This is a genomic window from Candidatus Cloacimonadota bacterium, assembly GCA_028706475.1.
In the GTDB taxonomy this organism is placed as follows: Bacteria; Cloacimonadota; Cloacimonadia; order Cloacimonadales; family Cloacimonadaceae; genus UBA5456.
This window is the reverse complement of record JAQWBI010000001.1, coordinates 172,096-189,780: the sequence shown is the minus strand read 5'-3', so window position 1 is coordinate 189,780 and position 17,685 is coordinate 172,096. Positions and strand designations below refer to the sequence as shown.

The 17,685-nt window shown below is 48.6% G+C and carries 9 protein-coding genes; all 9 read right to left on the bottom strand.

The window, feature by feature from the left end; genetic code table 11:
• Window positions 1-61: 61 nt before the first annotated feature.
• Window positions 62-2,071: an aminopeptidase gene (locus tag PHF32_00850; protein ID MDD4559279.1), complete on the bottom strand. Its 2,010-nt coding sequence runs from the start codon at window positions 2,069-2,071 to the stop codon at window positions 62-64.
• A gap of 127 nt (window positions 2,072-2,198) precedes the next feature.
• A complete protein-coding gene (locus PHF32_00845; GenBank protein ID MDD4559278.1) occupies window positions 2,199-2,819 on the bottom strand; it encodes a redox-sensing transcriptional repressor Rex in 621 nt (206 codons plus the stop codon).
• Window positions 2,820-2,830: 11 nt separating this feature from the next.
• The gene (locus tag PHF32_00840) at window positions 2,831-5,587 is read right to left on the bottom strand and encodes a hypothetical protein (protein MDD4559277.1); all 2,757 of its coding nucleotides are present in this window, start codon (window positions 5,585-5,587) and stop codon (window positions 2,831-2,833) included.
• 100 nt (window positions 5,588-5,687) lie between these two features.
• Entirely contained in the window at window positions 5,688-6,290 is a 603-nt protein-coding gene (locus PHF32_00835) for a hypothetical protein (protein MDD4559276.1), read from the bottom strand.
• Window positions 6,291-6,302: 12 nt separating this feature from the next.
• Window positions 6,303-7,484 carry a hypothetical protein gene (locus tag PHF32_00830; protein MDD4559275.1) on the bottom strand — a complete coding sequence of 394 codons (1,182 nt, stop codon included), beginning with the start codon at window positions 7,482-7,484 and terminating at the stop codon, window positions 6,303-6,305.
• Between the two features lie 15 nt (window positions 7,485-7,499).
• On the bottom strand, window positions 7,500-8,129 hold the full coding sequence (locus tag PHF32_00825) for a hypothetical protein (protein ID MDD4559274.1): 630 nt from the start codon (window positions 8,127-8,129) through the stop codon (window positions 7,500-7,502).
• Between the two features lie 12 nt (window positions 8,130-8,141).
• Entirely contained in the window at window positions 8,142-11,045 is a 2,904-nt protein-coding gene (locus PHF32_00820; protein MDD4559273.1) for a hypothetical protein, read from the bottom strand.
• Window positions 11,046-11,373: 328 nt separating this feature from the next.
• Window positions 11,374-12,201 (bottom strand): GNAT family N-acetyltransferase, encoded by an 828-nt coding sequence (locus PHF32_00815; protein MDD4559272.1) that lies wholly within the window; start codon window positions 12,199-12,201, stop codon window positions 11,374-11,376.
• 128 nt (window positions 12,202-12,329) lie between these two features.
• Window positions 12,330-17,477, bottom strand: a complete 5,148-nt coding sequence (locus PHF32_00810) for a carboxypeptidase regulatory-like domain-containing protein (GenBank protein ID MDD4559271.1) — start codon at window positions 17,475-17,477, stop codon at window positions 12,330-12,332.
• Window positions 17,478-17,685 lie beyond the last annotated feature (208 nt).

Below are 17,685 nucleotides of genomic sequence, written 5' to 3'. Positions count from 1 at the left end.
CGGTGGAGCTGTGGCTGGGGGATACCCATCTATCAAAATAGATGGTGTAAGGGATAAATCCCTATTCCATCTCGGCAAGCGGGATATTCAATTCCTCGGTTCCAGGCACTACGAAGCGGCCGTCCCGTATAATATCCGTGCTGCTGCCGTCGGCTTTCACTGCGCAGATAAAGCCCAGCATCTCGTAGGGCAGAGTGATATCTGTATGATGCATCAGATAAGCGTTTACGGGGTCATCCCTACGTTTGGCAGATTGTTCGTTATCCACTGCGATCATTTCCTTGCCATTTACAAAACTGGGATGCGGGGAATCCTCTTCATGACTGAAGCAGGTATCTCCGATGGCAAAGTGCGGACCCATCTTTTCTATGATCAGGATGGGCAAGAGAGCCATGATGTCATACTTTTTGGCCATCTGATAGGCCGCGGTATTGGTGCCAATGGCAAATTCGCCGATGGGCAGGGTTTTATGAGGCAAAAGCAGGTTTTCATACACATATTTCCTTGCTTCTTCGGGGTCATCGTAATTTGTGCAGAAATAGTCCTTTACCCAGCCGTCCTCAAAGCTGATCTCCAGGTTGAAATAGCGAAGATTGCCCAGGTAGATATCTTCCACGTGCAACACACCAGATGTGCCCTTCAAAACAGGAGAAGTAAACACTTCACCCACAGGGATATTGACGTCTGCCACGCAGTTTTCAAAGAGGGTCTCCCGGGAGGGATCTTTCAGAGGGTGCATCTGCACTTTGATATCGGTGCGGTTGTTGCCCCTGCCCTTTACATGAACGTATTGGGCAGTATCCAGCACATCGATGATCTTCTGTTGGATTCTGGCATAATGCTTGCTGTCCAGCAGGTTGATGCGCAGGGTATCGGCGAAGATCTCCGGGAATTTGTCGCCGATCTCGGTGGAAGGGAAGGCGATAATGGAAAAACTGGCTTCATCCCTTTTGTAATATGAATAATAGAGTTGCCCGCTACGAGCCTGATACTCACGCATTAGCTGCTGTTGCTCATCACTCAGCTTTAAAGTGGTGCTTTTATTCACAGGACTGAAGGGAGTCTCACCAAAGAGTTCCACGTATATGGGACCAGCTTGCTGGGCGATGATGTCTTTCATCTCTTCCATGGTGTTTTTGGCGATAGTAAGCGACTTCTCCACATAATCCCGATCCAGTAATAACGCGGAATCGTAGCGATGATCGTAAGAATATTGCCGATTCAAACCGGTACCTTGTAGCTGGGGTACCAAAGCGCTGATGCCAATTGCTTCCAATTCGTCGATGATCAGGCGTCCCAGAGCTTCCATCCCTATGGGGATCATCAGGTTTGCGTATTGCTTCTTTTTGTAATCCTTCTTGGCACGTACGAAGCCATCCACCCAGCTCTTTACCATAAATCTGGCAATAGCAGCCAGTTCTTGGGGCGGATAGGCAGCGATGAATTCCGCCATCTCCATGTCGTACTTACTAAGGTACGCACAATAGCGGTACATGTAACGAATATCGTCGAGATCAGCATCATGTACTACATTGTAGAAATAGTCGTTTTGAGGTGAAAAACGGCGCACGTACGAAGCTTGAATCTTTAGTTCATGATCTTTCATGAGCTCTTGTTTATAGATGCTCAACAGGGCATCATAATTGCTTTTATCCGGAGCTTCCAGCAAGGAAAAGAACAGATTCAGGCAGCAGCGGATGCTTACATAATCACCATCAATGCCGTTGCGACGGATAGTCCAGGCGGAGGAGAAGATGGCGCTGAGGAAGGGGCCAATCTGTGCTCCATAAAGCTTGTGTGCATAATCCGGATTCAGAATCGAATTGTCGTACCCGCTTCCCGGCTCAAAGCTGTCATACAAATCTCTGTTTAAGGCTTCCAGTTCTTTCAGAGGAGTCTTTTTCAAATGCGGATCCCGGTCAAGCATACTTACAACATCCCAGGATCTCAGGGCAATATGGCGATAGTAAGTAAAGAACTCTGCCAAGGGGGCATCAGCGGGGATGCTGACTAAGCGTAACTTCTCGATCAGCGCAATACACTCAGCTTTAGGAGCGCTGACTTTATCCATAATTTGTTGATAATCCAGAGCCATGTTTTTAATACCTCTATTTGTCTTTATTCTGTACTAATATAGCCCCAAACAGGCTATGCTGCTTGATTTCTGGAGGAAACAAATTCCATCCTGAGGAATTTGGTTAGTGTTGTTCTGCCAGGCGACGGGAAAGCACTGCCAGCGATGAGAACATATCCACATATTCCACAATGATATCCGGCGGAACAATGATCTTGTGCGGAGTGAAGTTCCAGATCGCCTTGATACCGCTGTGAACCATGATGTCGGCAATCAGTTGCGCGCTATCCGGAGGCACGGTGATGATGCCGATGCGAATCTTATCCTTTTGGGCCATAGCTGTGAAATCCAGAGCCGAATACACCGGTACTCCATGCACTTTCTTGCCGATCTTCTCGGGATCGCTGTCAAAGCCTGCGACAATACTGAGTCCGCGTTGTGAAAACTCTTGATATCCCAAGAGTGCGCTGCCCAGATGCCCCACACCCACCAAATAGCTGGTGGAGGTGTCGCTCCAATTCAATAGATCCTCAATCGCTTTTTGCAAGGGACCGATCTGATACCCGGTCTTGCTGGCACTGATGTTTGTGAAGGAGACATCTTTGCGTACCAAGGTCTGATGGATGTCTGCAAAGACGGATATCTTCGTGGCAGATACTTCCTTCAGTCCGGCTTTTTTCAAGCGTTTCAACACTTCCAGATACTGGGGCAAGCGCTTTAGAGTGGAAGTAGGTATCTTCACCATAATAATCCTCCTTACTCAAGCGGGAACATATGTATGAAACCGCTGATATTGAGGGTGGAAAGCACAGTGCCCACAATAATACCCAGGATGATGAACAGCTTGAAGTAGTCCTGAGCCTTCAACATGCTCACCATGTCGTGGTTACGGGAAAGATAGGCACTGGCTGCATAGAATTCTTCACCAATCAGAGTGTAATCGCAAGTGGTGATGAAGAAGGGAATCTGGGTAACGGCGTCAGTTGCGGCTATCTGAATGGCACCTGTCTGGTTTCCTGTTTCAGTAAGCAGCAGCGCTTCAGCATTGAAGAAGCCCATATAGAATATGGTTGCTACCTTTTCACGCACTGTGATACCGTTCACACCGGCACAGAAGGGGAATTGATCGTAGCTTACAAAGAATATGTCGTTTTGGTTGAAGGAATCCGGGCGCCCCATCTCGCTGTATGAGGTGGAGACGATCTCCTGAGCCAAAGGCAAGACCATGTAGTCGCAATGCGGATTGATCAGGCGGATATCGTATTCGGCAGTCTTTTTGGCCACCTGCGCCAGGATCATCAGGCTGGCGATAGTACACACATCTCCCAAAGTGCCCCATCCGGGTACAAACATCACGGGACGTCCCATCTCCGTGGCTCGGCCGATGGCGTTGTCCAGCTCTTGCAAGCCGGCAATCGGGCGGATAAATACTTCCTTCCGTCTGGTAATTACGATGGCATATACTACCAGGATCAAGAGTAAAACGGTTGTGAACAAAGTAAGAGTCTTGGTGCTGTCAAACCATTGGGACACCGGGTAGAACCATTCATTGCCGGCTTCATCCAGATAGATGTCCGAGATTTGGAACGCGGATTTTGTGTCGGTGGCTATCAGGCGGTATTTGTGGGAGCGTTGCGCTTTGTCGCGCCAAGAAAGCATGATCTTACGCCAGGCTTTATCGCTCTCGGCAGCGGATGCTTCGATGTAGGCGGGATGCTCTGTAATGAAGCTATACTCGCCCTTGAGATACTCCAGTTCTGCAGACATTTCTTCGTCAGCTGCTTCGGCCAGTTTTACTTCCAGCTCTTTTATCTTGCTCTCGCGGTTTGCCATCTCTTGGAGAAAAGCATCGCGACTGAGCGGTACATCAAAGTTATAGCCATTTTCCGCATCGACGGCAATCGACAACCGGGCGTCAAAGAGAAATCTGCGGCTGGTGGAATCAAAACCAGTGATGGGACTGAACACTACATCTTCAAAGGGAACCATATGATCGTAAGTTCTGGTAAGTGCATTTGCACGGATACCGTTACTGAAATCCCAGTCCAGCATGGATCTTTGTTGCACATCAAAGAAGAGCTTGCTGATGTCAACACCATTCACGAAGGTGCTTTGAGCCTGAAAGCGCTTGAAATACTCGTTGTACACCACTTCCTGGCTTACCACTTCCGGTTCCCAATCTGAGCCTTTCAGCAGCAGGACAGCGATCTCAGCATGGATGTACTTTATGTTCTTAAACTCTGGAGGGATGGGAAATTGCAGCACCTTATCCACATACTTCTCGGTGATCGTGCCGATTTCCTTGCCATCCTTGGTCTTGAAGCTAAACTTCACTTTGTCAACGGTGAAGTTCTCATTTTCCGAGATCTCGTAGTTAATCTTCAGCTTGTTGTGTTTTCTGTTTGTAAACTCAGCTAAAGTAATGTAAGCAAGCGGTTTTCCGAAAGACACCAGGATGTTGTCGCCCTTATCGTTTGCCTTGTCCATCACTGTAAAAGCAGGTAGCGCAGCCAGATCACTCCGGTTCAGGTGCCGATAGGTATTTGCCGTCACTGCTGCCATCTGCCCGGCATAATCTATGTAGGAAAGCACCGGTACATATTGCGAGGGATCGTATCCTGAAGCATCAAAATCAACAGTGTGATAATAGACAGAGCTGGCACTCATATTGGGGATATCAAATACCTGCAAGGCACTGTTCATCCAGTCCTGAGGCAGCACTTTCGCTTCCGGCATCAAAGCCCGCGGGAACAACCATCCCTGCCAGGCGGCGATATCCGCAGATCCTGTGGGAGGCAGCCATTCAAAGTTCATATTCCCGGCATCCTGCACATAACTGGCATGGATGATGGCGCTGGCATCAGGAGGATTGTCTTCCGGAATGATGGACAATGCTTCCGCTCCGGGATACACCATACCCCGCTCGTTCACTGCCGCAACGCTATAATAATAGGTTACGCCCACCTTGGGGATGGCATAGATGCCGTCCATCTGGGTCATTTTCAAGCCGGCAAAGCTTTTATCGTCTTTCAGGATAGTCCGCGAACTTTTATGCAAGTGAGAGGCTTTGGTGATTGCAAGCAGATTGTAACGATCAACCACCTTAGCCAAGAGCTCTGGAATCAGCGGAAACTTGTCGTACAGGGGACTATCTTCTGGTTGATCCTTTTCTTTCTTGAGGCGCATCGGCGAGGTCTCAAACTCTGCCAATGGTTGATCGCCTGTATCGTAATAGTATAAATAGGGTGCCAATACACCCAGCTTGGGATCCACTTCCAGATAGGTGAGCAAAAACAACGAATCGGGACTAACTCCGCGGTAGATGTTGTATTTAATCACTCTGTGTTCTTTGGAAAGAGGCTTCCACTTCAAGATAATACCGCTACCATCGTCATCAGGCAGATCCGATACGCTAAACTCCGCTATGTTTCCGCTAAGTGCGGGAGCGGCAAATAGTACGGTGACGCCCCAGAGGAGCAACACCATGATGGTCATATAAAGAGCTTTTTTCATCATATCCCCAAAACGGGTATTCTATCTTCGGGTTTCCCCGGTTTGCTGTCACAAAGAAAGACCCGGCGCAGCATACCACTGCGCCAGGCTGCCTTCAATATTACTTGAGGATACCAAAAACGTCGTTGACCAGGAATTGGATACGCCCGATCAAGAGTGATATACGAGCCATAACGGTTAGTCCGAATGAGGCTCCGAAACCGATCATCATGTACCATTTTCCTACATTCACAAACTTGCCATAGGCTCCGCTGTGAGCTTTGGAAAAGAAGAAGTACAAAAGCACTGCGATAGTACCGATGAATATCAGGAACAGGTTTACGGATTCGATGGGAACCATGGCCTGACGCATCTGAACCAGAATGCTGGCGTGGATACCCATCGGCACGCCCATACCTACTCCCATCATGGAAAATGCGATTGGGTAACGGGATAGCCAGCCCAATTTACGCGAGAAGCGGAAGAGATACAGGATACCCATGATGGCAGGGATAATAAGCACAAACTGGTGTTTGATCACGATAGTCTGCCACACGTAGGGCACAAACACCCGATTGTAGGTATATACCAGGCCATAACCTAGAGAGATGCCCACAAGCATCTGTTCTGCAGCTTGGTAGAAGGGATTGTCTTTGTACAGGAAGGAGAAAATGCACAGAGTGAAAAAAGCTCCCACCAGATTACTGAATAATTCGAAACTCATTTCTTCCTCCTCTTAGTTCTTCGGTTGACGGGCTTTTTGGATGAAGTAACCAATATTACCCAATACTATGAAGACGATGATCATGATGTGAGCTACGCTCTGAGCGTTCATCCCGATACGCGCCACTTTGAATTTGTACAGGGTATTGCGGGTAAGGCGCTCGATCTCACGGTACATGATGTCACCCATTTGTGTGCGCATTTCCGGAGTGATCTCGGTGATATCGATGATCATTTTACCTTCTTCAACCTTGCGCATGCTATTCAGCAAAGCCATGTTTTCGGGGTACTTTGCGCTGAACGCAGCAAATTCCTCCGGAGTAAACACCGCTTTCGTCTGAGTAGTGATGAGGGAGAGTTTCTTGCTGGAGTCGTCTTCCAGAATCTCGCGTCCAAAGGGACGTCCCGGCAGTATCTTGTTGCCGTCTTCGTCCATTTTCACGCTATAATCAATCTTTGGATCGCGATAGGCGGCAAAGATATCTACCAGCTTTTCATATTCGGCAGCCCCTTTGAGACCTGCCAGCATTCCGATAAGCTGTCCGGATTGCAAATAGGGATACTCATCGGCAGCCATAACCGCAGTAACGCCTACAGCCACATTCAAGCCATATTTCGGCCGCGCGTAGGTGATCCACATACCACCCGCGGAAGAGCCGGAGAATTCGATTGCCAGGTTCATCTCGCTGTAGTTATTGATGCCTTTCATGATGGGCAGGTTTTCCAGCTTGCGTCCTTCGGCGTCTGTATTCATAGTATTGGCGATGTTGTCACCCATACCCAGCACCATTGCGAAGGCTTGAGGTTTGTAGCCAAAGTTACAGTAATCCACTCCGCTTTGGATATCGGGAAACTCCTCTTTCACGGAGTTTATGGCGTAGTCGATAATCGGCGCGCCGGCAGGGAACCATGTAAGTGTAAAGACCTTCACATTACGTTCAAAGCAGTGACGCAGGATTGCAACTTCCATGGGAAAGAGCTCCGGCATAGTGGCAGCATCGTGATAAAAGCTCATCAGGATAGCGCGGTCTTCTCTACCGGCAAAGCTATCGATCATCTGATACAGATTCTCGGTAGGAGGAGTGGTCACGTTGTCGGAGTCGTAAGGTATCATCAAGGGAATGATGATTGCCAAAGCTACAACAATGTAGATCCAGCGGCGGTCAAGCTTTTGCATTCTTTCAAAGATATTCATTTTCCTCTCCCCGGATCAATCACCGCCGCCCAGATATGAGCGTTCGATGCCTAATAAAATTTTCAGGGATGTGGCCACGGATCCCAGACCAACACCCAACATGATACCACGCTTGGAAGCGAGGTTCGGAACGTCCAAAATCCATTGTGAGATGGTGGGCAGGTGTTTGGAGATTTGTACTCCCAGCGGAACCTGAGCCAGCATCACAACGATCGCAGCCACCAAGAGTACCGTGGCTTCAGGACTACGGGCACGGAATGCCTTGTACGCTGCTGATGCCATATAGAAAGCCAACAGAGAGAACATTGTGGCACTCATCGGCATCTGTACGTTTTCGAACATCCACATAAACAAACTGCCTTTTTGGATGCCGCCAATAAAACCGGCCAGGCAGGTGATGATGAAACTGCCAAAGAAGAAATAGCTATATTGCCATTTCGGCGCTTTCATCTTGATTTTGTTGGAGTGCATCATGGTGAGAGACAGCACACCCAAAAGCATCGCGAAAGGCGACGAAGCATAAGCCCAAGGCAGATAGAACTGATTGTAAAACACTTCTTGAAGGATGTAGTGGGGGCTAAAGGCCCAAGCCACCCAGATCAGACCTCCAACAATTACGATTAGTAATGGTATTGTCTTCTTCATTGAAAACCTCGTTTATTTCTCTGGCAGCAAAGTGGTTAATCCAGTGATCCCGAAGCTGGACAATATAGCTCCAACGATCACGATGGACAAGATAAAGAACTTGAAATAGTCCTGAGCTTTCAGGGTGCCCAAAAGCATCGGTTCGCGGTTCAAATAGGCACTCGCGGCATACAACTCCTCTCCGATCAAAGTGTAGTCGCAAGTCGTGATGAAGAACGGAATCTGTGTAACTGCGTCCGTACCGGCAATCTGCACAGCACCTACTGTATTTCCAGTTTCCGTCATCAACAGCGCTTCCGCAGCAAAGTAGCCCAGGAAAAAGTTGGTTGCCATCCGCTCACGGATCATGATACCATTCACGCCTGCCACATAAGCAAATTGCACATTGGTAAGGTAGAATACATTGTTACGATCATAGGTGTCCGGACGACCCACGGCATAGTGGGCTTCTCGCACGATTTCCTGAGCGATGGGCATGATGATGTAGTCGTAACAGGGAACTATGAGCTTAGTGTCATATTCCGCAGCGCGACGTGCCACCAATCCTAAAATACCCATGGATGCGATGGTCGCCACATCAGATATGGAGCCATTACCCATGCAATACAACATTGGGCGGCCCATCTCGGTAGCGCGGCCGATGGCGTTGTCGATCTCCTGCAAACCCGCAATCGGACGTATATAGAGGTCTTTCCCGCGCTTGGCAAGGTTCACGAATACCACCACAATCCCCACAAAGAGCAAGGTAGTAAAGAGTGTCACCCATTTATTGTTGTCAAACCAGTTTGATACTGGCATGAAATACGCTGTATTAACACCATTCTCCAACGGTTCAGACTCCACAAACAGTCCCTTGCTATCGGTTTTCACCACCAGGAAACTCTGGCTGCGCATAAAGTTGTCATACGCTTTCAGAATTTGTTTGAGGCGTGAGCCATTGCTTTTGGTGTTCAGAGCATGCTGCACTGTTTCATTGTTGCTATATGTGTCCAGAATAGCTTGTTGACGCTCGATCTGAGCATTCAGCGAGGCCAATGTAGCTTCATCGGCACCTTCTTTGGCGGCTTCCAATTCTGCAATGGCGGCTTGAGCTTCCGCTATTGTCTTCTCGTGCATTTCGCGGGCTCTGCCCTCAAACAGACTGGTGCTCACCAATACTTCGTTCTTGGCATCCCACAAGAAATCCACTACATGCGACATCATCGTTACCGGCGCTTTGCGCTCTCCGGGTATCAGCTTACGGGCTGTGCGCTCCACACCCTCTGCCCCCACAATGTGCATAATCATGGAATCACCTTCGGCATAGCTGATACCCTGAACCAGTTTCTGGGCATTTGTGCCGTAAGGAACTGTTACATCCAAAGAGTTATCATAGGATGTATTCTTCATAATCAAGCGCCAGGCGGGAGAGTGCATATATTTGCGATACACCACGTTGAAGATATTGGATACATCTCTACCATTGCGATACAGCGCTTTTGCGGGCAGTAAGGCCATCATTCCGGGATTGTACTCCAAGTCTTGTTCGATCACATAATCTTCGGGTATTTCAGGCTTGCCGGTCATGGTGATCTTCGCTTTTACACCCTTCTTAAAATCGTAATCATCCGGCAGCTTCAGGATGACGCTGTCGTCCTGATAGAATTCTTTGATGGTGGCCAGTTCTGTGCCATTCTCCGGATCATAGAAGCTGAACCATATATTGCTTACTTCCTGATTCTCGGTCTTATTCAATTGATAGTTCACGCGCAGGCGAGTATTCTCTTTATTCAAAGATGTGGTCTTCACAACAAAGATGATGGGATGATCCCACACCACGGACAGGCGATCGCCCTTATCGTTGGGTTTATCTTCCACCCAGAAGTCAGTGCGGGGAGGAAGGGCATCGCTATTCAACAGGCGAGGCTGTGATAGCGGGGAGAACGATGAAGCACCGTATGCATCGATGAGTTCCAATACGAAGGTGGAGCCATTGAATCCGGCGATACCTTCGCCCACTTCCACTTTGGTGTAGTTTGGTAAAGCTCCGCCGCCAACCGCTCCCTGGGCTACAAGGCGTCCCATTCCTTCCAGGGAAAGGATGTTTTGTCTCATCTCATCCCAGCTTTTGGGGACTATGTTATTCATTTGCCAAATGCGGTATTGAACCAAAGAACTTTTGTAGATGGGATACTCCCATTCAAAGCGCAGCTCGCCGATGTCTTGCAGTAACACACTGTGAAGAGCGGGAGATGGATCCGGACGGTTTGGAATCGGGCTTCCGGATTGCACCGGAGCATTGGGCAAGAGCCGCTGACGTTCATCAACAGCCACTACCGTATAATAGTATGTACTGCCGGGCTTCAAAAAACCCAATACTGTCTGTTGGTTTGCCTTCATACCGGCATAACTATTGATCTCTTCGGCCTCGGGATCCACCACCACTTCTTGACTACGTTTGTAGAAGTGATTGCGGTTTGAAAGAGAAATCATTTGGAAGTGATCCAGCAATGATGCGGTAAACTTCAGGTCACGAGGGGGATTCTTATATAATATGCCATTTGACGGTTGCCCCTTTTCCAATTTTAGTTTTGCGGGAAAACTCGCATCGGAAAGCTCACTGGCGGAGTTGTCATAATAATACATTACGTCTGAAGCAACGCCGCTTTTGGGATTGACCTGGATGGTTTCTAAATAGAACAATTGATCGGGTTTGATACCACGATAGACACGATATTCGATGATTCGCTTGCTGCGATCCAAGGGCTTCCAAGACAACATCAGTCCCGAACCGTCGTCTGCCGGAACATCCGACACGCTAAAATCTGCAACTACGTTCTCATCTCTGGTATCCTGCTTTTGTGCTGTTACCATCGTAAGTCCGAGGATAAAAGCAACAAGCAGGATCAGGATAAGGCGACGCTTGTCTAACCTCATACAGTTCACTCCTATTCGTACGTTAAAATTACATTTCTCACTGCCTGTCCAAATGCTATGGATGGCCTATTGTGTCAAATACTTTTTTGTAAAGCTCAAATAACGCACCTTGGTTTTCCTCAAAACTGATATCCGCTGCGTCAATTTGTCTCTCGATCTGCAGATCAGTAAATCCCCTTTACCAATATTGGCCACGTCTCTCCCTTTGCTGCATCGTCTGCCAAAGGAGATATCATCCCGTTATCATCGGGTGGGCACTGCGTTATTTCACCTTTATATCTCGTTCGGCACTGCTTGAATCGTAGAGATTGGGCTTCGGGAGAAGTTGTTATGGCAAGGTGAATACCAGCATATTCAGCGCTTCTTCAGAGGTTTCACCCCAGAAAAAGAATTTATGGCGGTACATAAAGGGAAGATAGCTTTTAAAACCTGAGTTCAAGATTACGCTGATGTGCTTGCGTGCGCCAAAGAAATACTGGAAATAGGGCAGATCCTCTTTCAAATACTCTGTGGGAGGCTGCAGAAAAGTGATGCAGGGGTCGCCTATTCTTCCCATCAAATAGCGGGAATGAGGAGTCTGAAACACCACCGCATTCTGCGAGATATACTCCAGGCTCTCTTGTTTGCTATGTACAACCTGCCAATTCAGAGGCAGGTAATTTGGATAGTAATTAAAGATGGATTCATCGATATCCTTGATGAATTCGGGCTTTGCAGTTCGATGCACACCGCATTTTGTCAGGGAGTAAAAAGCTTCCACTTGCACCGAACCCAGTTTTGAAGTGAGCGCCATGCTTCCGATATTCTTGTAGTATGTGCAGAATTCGAACCTGAGCAGGGGATCATGCGCTCTCAGACGCTTTGCTAAAAGCATCATTTCGCTGTTCATCAGCTTTGCTACACCCTTGCCCTGAAAGTCTTTGTGTACTCGCAAGCCCTCGAACCACAATACATTATCCGGAAGCTTGCTCAGCTTCAGGCAGGCGATGACCTTACCGCGGTATTCACACACATAGAACCATGGTTCGGCTATCCAGCGATCCACAATCTGCGGCAGATAGTCAGTTCCTCCCCAGATGTGCCTGGAGATATCAATCAGCCCGGTTTTATCCTGCGGCAGGGCCAAACGAACAGTGCATTCTGAAATATTGAACATTGGCGCATGTAGTCCGAAATGCCGTGATAGGTCAAGAGAAATCCTGCTGGGAATTATCGTACCGGATGAATGAGAACGAAAAAGGCTCCCCGAAGGGAGCCTATTGTATTCATGGATAAGCTTTTCGCTTATTTCATGAGGATCATTTTCTTGGTTGAGCTGTATTTGCCAGTGGTCATCTTGTAGTAGTAAACACCGCTGGATACTGCACGACCGTTGTTATCTGTACCTTTCCAAACCACAGTGTGGTCACCGGCAGCTTTCACGTCCTTGACAAGCGTGCGTACAAGCTGGCCTTTCACGTTGTAGATGTCGATGTTTACGGGACCGTCGTTCATCACGCTGAAGGAGATGGTGGTCTCGGGGTTGAAGGGGTTCGGATAGTTGCCATTGAGGGCGTTTTTATGTACGGCTACCACGTCATCGGCATCACCAGAACCGGAGTATTCTACATCGTCCACGAAGAGGATGAAGGCGTCGTTTGATACGCAGTTGAGGGCGATATGGATCTGCTGACCGTAATAGCTGGCGAGATCAAAGGTATATTCAGTCCATTCAATCGGAACTTCCAGGTAAGTACCTTCACTGATGATGGTGAAGTCTTCAGGAGCTGTTCCAGTTGTGGACACACCAACTTTGATGCGTTCCAAGCCGTAATCGGGCATGTAAGTCCTTGCCCAGAATTTCAATTCACCGCCACCGGGAAGCACCGGAGTGATCATCCAGTCGTTGTTTGGAGCGGTAGTAGATGCAAAGCAGGCTACATATTTGTCTCCGGTATGAGCAGGATTATCTTCCAGCGGAGGAGTGGTGGTGGCCGGATTGAATACTATGAAGGACATCGCGGTTCCGCTATTGGGGAAGGAAATACCACTGAAACCATAGGTTGTGTATCCATCAACGTCATTCAATATCCAAGGAGCGAAGGTGGTACTGAAGTCTGCATAGCTTTCGAAGCTATCTTCAAACAAAACCTCGCTGGGAGGAAGAATGAAGTTCAGAGTAGTGATCTGGTTGGTAACAACAATCACACCATTTGTAACTACAGAAGTGTAATTCGGATGGCTGGCAACCACAGAGTGGGTTCCGGCAGGAACGGCCATACTGTAAACGCCTTGGGCGTTTGTAGTGGCAGAGTAGTTTCCGGTAGAGACAGTAGCGCCACTGATGGGTTGCTGTTGTTGATCACGTACGAAACCGGAGATGGTTCCGATCTCTGTAAGTCTTTCAATGACGTTGGAGAACGCAGTAGCGGAGAGGGCACCGCCTGTGTAAACTGCTTTTACAGCCCATCTGTACATGCCGTCAGGCAGGGTACTCCAGTCTGTGTCTTGATAAGCAGTTGTAGTAATGATATTAGAAATGGCAGCCCATTGAGCCTCATTGGATTCCTGACCTTGCAGCAGACGCCATACTTTATAACCATCCAGTGCGCGTTCTTCATTTACTTGCTCGAAGTTTGTCTTTGTAGTCAAGGGCATCAGACCACCACGGTCGGGACCGGTGTAGCCTACATAACCCTGGATGTTCCAGTTGTAGTTCAAATCGGGATTGATATCCAGAAGAGTACCCCAAACATTATTGAAATACATCATGTTGCCCAGTCCATCGGTGGCAGGACCGGCATCGCAACCGGCAGGATATCCGCTGGATACGTTGCAGTTGTAGCCAAACCACAGTTCTTCGGTTCCGCTGATGGTTACAGGGTTGTCCAACAATACGGTATTATAGGTATCAAGTACAGGAGTGAAGGGCTGTTCTACTACCAAGGTACCAGGAGTGCTAGCATCACCACCGGTCCATACCTTGAGGGTGAAGGTTCCGGGCTGAGCAGGCCATACTTTGAGGGCATGCAAGCTCATTCCAGCATAATCAGTGAGAGCGCTCGGAGGGAAGCGTACAGCTACGTCGAAGTTAGTTGAGCCACCGGTTCCGATGCTGTCATTGTTTTCACCGCTGTCATAGTGGAGCCATTCGCCACCGGCAGTACCGGGAGCCATCCATGTGAGGTTTATGTTATCGCCAGCTTCTACAGCTACTACGGCAGCTGGAGGCAGGGTGATCTCGGTAAGGACAAAGTCCACTGTGGTAGTTTGCAGTCCGGTGATGACTACACCATCCTGAGTAAAGGATTGATATCCTGTCTTGGAGGCAGTCACATTGTAAGTACCAGCATAGACCTGGAAGCTGTATTCACCTGTAGCGTCTGTGACTCCGCTGTATTCACCGGCTGTGACAGTTGCGCCTTCAACGGCAAAACCAGTACCAAATTCGGTAACGGTGCCGTTCAGTACGCCCATCATGCCTTTGTGAAGGTCAGCAGAGAAAGCTGCAGGGGACATCACGTTGTTTGTATAAAGTGCTTTCACGGCATATTTGTAAACACCGGAAGGCAGGGGACCCCATGCGTTGTCTGTATAGCTAGTAGGGGTGATAGTACTTTCAGTCAGGGTATCCCAGTTGGCTTCGTTAGCTTGATCAGCTGACAGCAGGCGGTACACTTTGTAACCCTGCAGTGAGCGTTCGGTATTTCTGGGCTGAGGTGATACGATGTTCACGGGATTAGGAGTAACGATGCTGCGACGTGCATCAGCATTTTTTACCATGTCTATAACTGGAACATTCATAGCTGCAGCGCTGGAAGCAGTGCGAACCTGAATATCTCCTACGTAGAAATCATCTACGAAGAAGATAAAGGCGTCATTGGATACGCATTGCAAGCCAACATAAATCTGCTGTCCGGCATAAGCTGAGAGATCATATACGTACTCGGTCCATACAATCGGAGCTTCTACATAGGTGGTTCCGCTGATGATGGTGAAGTCTGCAGGAGCAGTTCCGGTTGTGGATACACCAACATTAAAGCGTTCCAAGCCGTAGTCGGGCATATATGTTCTGGCCCAGAATCTTACTTCTCCACCGCCCAATACCTGGGGAGTGATCATCCAGTCGTTGTTCGGAGGGGTGGTAGATGCAAAGCATGCAGCATACTTGTCACCGGTTACGGCAGGATTATCTTCCAGCGGAGGAGTGGTGGTGGCCGGATTGAATACTATGAAGGACATCGCGGTTCCGCTGTTGGGGAAGGAAATACCACTGAATCCGTAGGTGGTGGATTGATCCACGTCTACCAGTGTCCATTCGCCAAACTCAATCGAGAAATCTGCATATTCTTCAAAGCTGTCTTCGAAACCGCTGCCACCGGGTACGGGAGCTTCCCACTGCAAAGCTACAGAGGCATAATCCTCAGATTCGGTAGCTACCACACTATGTGGAGGATAAGCTACTTCGTTCACAATGATGTCACCCATGTTAACGGCAGTGCTGCCCACTTCCAGAGTACCGGTTGTAGAGGCATAGCCAATAGCTGCGGCAGTGTAGTTGTAAGTGTGGTTGGCAAACACGTTCGGGATGTTGAACATACCGTTGGCGTCTGTGGTTGCGGTGTAAGGTTCGTAACCGCTGAGAGTGATTGCAGCTTCGGCAATACCCACGGTGGGGGCGTCGCTGCCAACAATTCTTCCGCTCACGGCAACCTGAGGAAGCAGGTTCAATACGAAGTCTTGAGTACTAGTTTGATCTTCCACGATGGTTACAGTGTGACTTACGTCGATGTAACCATGCTTGGAAGCGGTAACTGTCTGAGAACCAACCGGTACGAAAGGCAGGTTGTAGCTACCATCTGCAGCAGAGGTAGCTGTAAACACTGTGCCTTCCACAGCGAGCAGTACATCAGCCAGAGGTGAGCCACCGCTGGTGACGGTTCCGCTGAGGCTGCCCATATCGTCAATAATCATGAAGAAACGAGCATTGGAGCGGTCTGAATACACGCTACCAGTTGTCGCTGTATCTGCAGAAGTAGAATCGCTCTGATAACGCAGAGAGCTGGCAAAAGGTGTAGCCGTCTGATAAACCAGCGCGTTACGGGCATAATCGCCGGGAATGAGATCGGTAACGATGTCTACCAGCAGATTGGAAGCGCCATCCCAGAAGAATGGAGTAGTGAATACATGAATGTTCCAGCCATTAACTGGCATGTATTCTGCAGATTGCCATACTTGGGTATATTCACCGGCTTCAAAGGCTGTGGTAAGAGCAGCCTGTTCGGTGTGTTTCAGGCGTATTCTGTAGTTCGGCATGGCTGTGCATTGGTCAAGGGATTGCACATTGAAGGCCAGGGAGTTGATGAGTCCGGGTGCGCCGCCGGCGGCATAAATTTCGTCCGCTGTGTACAGATACTGTTGACGGAAGTTCTTGTAGTATGTGCCGTAGGGGGAAGGTCCGGTATTGGTATTGGTCCCGGTGCCGTTTCCAAGTTCGACCACCAGCAATCCTGCTTCCATCACGTTTATGTTAAGCATGTCAGTTTCGTCGTTGGCAGGATTTTCGTCCCCTGTCATTACTACTTTACCATAAAGCTGAGTTTCACCGACAACGGTGGGGGTCCAGGGCATGGTAAAGGTAAGAGTTTCTTGGGGTTGGATAGTGGTGCCGGCTACGCTGCCGAGTTCCACGCCACCAACTTGCATGAGTTTGACGGTGTAGTTAGAAAGTGAGGTAAGGCTGTAGTTCTTCACCGAAACAGTGTAGTTCACGGTGGAGTTTACGTTTGGAGTTGTGGGGCCAGTGATACCCATTGCGTTCAAGTCTGTGATGTCCAACGCTTCCATATTGATTTGCATATTGGAGCGACCGGCAAAAGTGGTACCGGTAGTGGACTGATCAGCAGATTCAGAGTCACTCTGATAGCGCAGGGAGCTATTGTGAGAAGTTACCGTGTAGTAAACTGAGGCATTCTGTGCATAGCTACCAGTTATAAGGTCGGTAACCACTTCGATGAGCAGATTTGAAGCGCCATCCCAGTTGAATGGAGTGCTGAAAGTATGAGTATTCCATCCAACTACAGGCATGAACTCTGCGACCTGGAACACTTCTGTGTAGGTTCCAGCCTCAAAATTGCTTGATAGTGTAGTCTGTTCAGTTGTTTTGATGCGCACTCTGAAGTTGTTCATTGGTGTGCAGTTGTTCAAAGCGGCGACGTTGAAGGCGACGGAGTTGATGTTTCCAGGTCCGCCACCAATATCATTGAGCTCGTTAGAAAGCACAAGATACTGTTGCCGGTAGTTTCTGTACCATGTACCATAAGGAGCAGGGGAACCAGTTGTACTATTGGTTTGCGTCCCTTCTCCCAAGGTAACGGTTACTTGGGCAAAGATGGTGCTGCTAAGACTGAGTGTAAGTATTAACAGCAGCGTGAAAAGCAATAATCGTCTCATTGCGTTTCTCCTTTCTTAGGTTATTAGATTGGTGCTATTCATTTGTTTTATACCCTGATTTCCAGAAGTATGTAATCAATACAAAGCATTCTGTGCAATAGAAATTCCATAGCCGCAGAGATGCACCTTCGATATGTAGTCCTGGAGCAGCGTCCCTATTCAGGAAGAACAGCTCCGAAAACCTAACCACACTATAAACTCAAAGGGA

Coding starts and splice junctions, on each gene's coding strand:
- PHF32_00850 (MDD4559279.1), bottom strand. CDS start 2,071: ATGGATAAAGTCAGCGCTCCTAAAGCTGAGTGTATTGCGCTGATCGAG.
- PHF32_00845 (MDD4559278.1), bottom strand. CDS start 2,819: ATGGTGAAGATACCTACTTCCACTCTAAAGCGCTTGCCCCAGTATCTG.
- PHF32_00840 (MDD4559277.1), bottom strand. CDS start 5,587: ATGAAAAAAGCTCTTTATATGACCATCATGGTGTTGCTCCTCTGGGGC.
- PHF32_00835 (MDD4559276.1), bottom strand. CDS start 6,290: ATGAGTTTCGAATTATTCAGTAATCTGGTGGGAGCTTTTTTCACTCTG.
- PHF32_00830 (MDD4559275.1), bottom strand. CDS start 7,484: ATGAATATCTTTGAAAGAATGCAAAAGCTTGACCGCCGCTGGATCTAC.
- PHF32_00825 (MDD4559274.1), bottom strand. CDS start 8,129: ATGAAGAAGACAATACCATTACTAATCGTAATTGTTGGAGGTCTGATC.
- PHF32_00820 (MDD4559273.1), bottom strand. CDS start 11,045: ATGAGGTTAGACAAGCGTCGCCTTATCCTGATCCTGCTTGTTGCTTTT.
- PHF32_00815 (MDD4559272.1), bottom strand. CDS start 12,201: ATGTTCAATATTTCAGAATGCACTGTTCGTTTGGCCCTGCCGCAGGAT.
- PHF32_00810 (MDD4559271.1), bottom strand. CDS start 17,477: ATGAGACGATTATTGCTTTTCACGCTGCTGTTAATACTTACACTCAGT.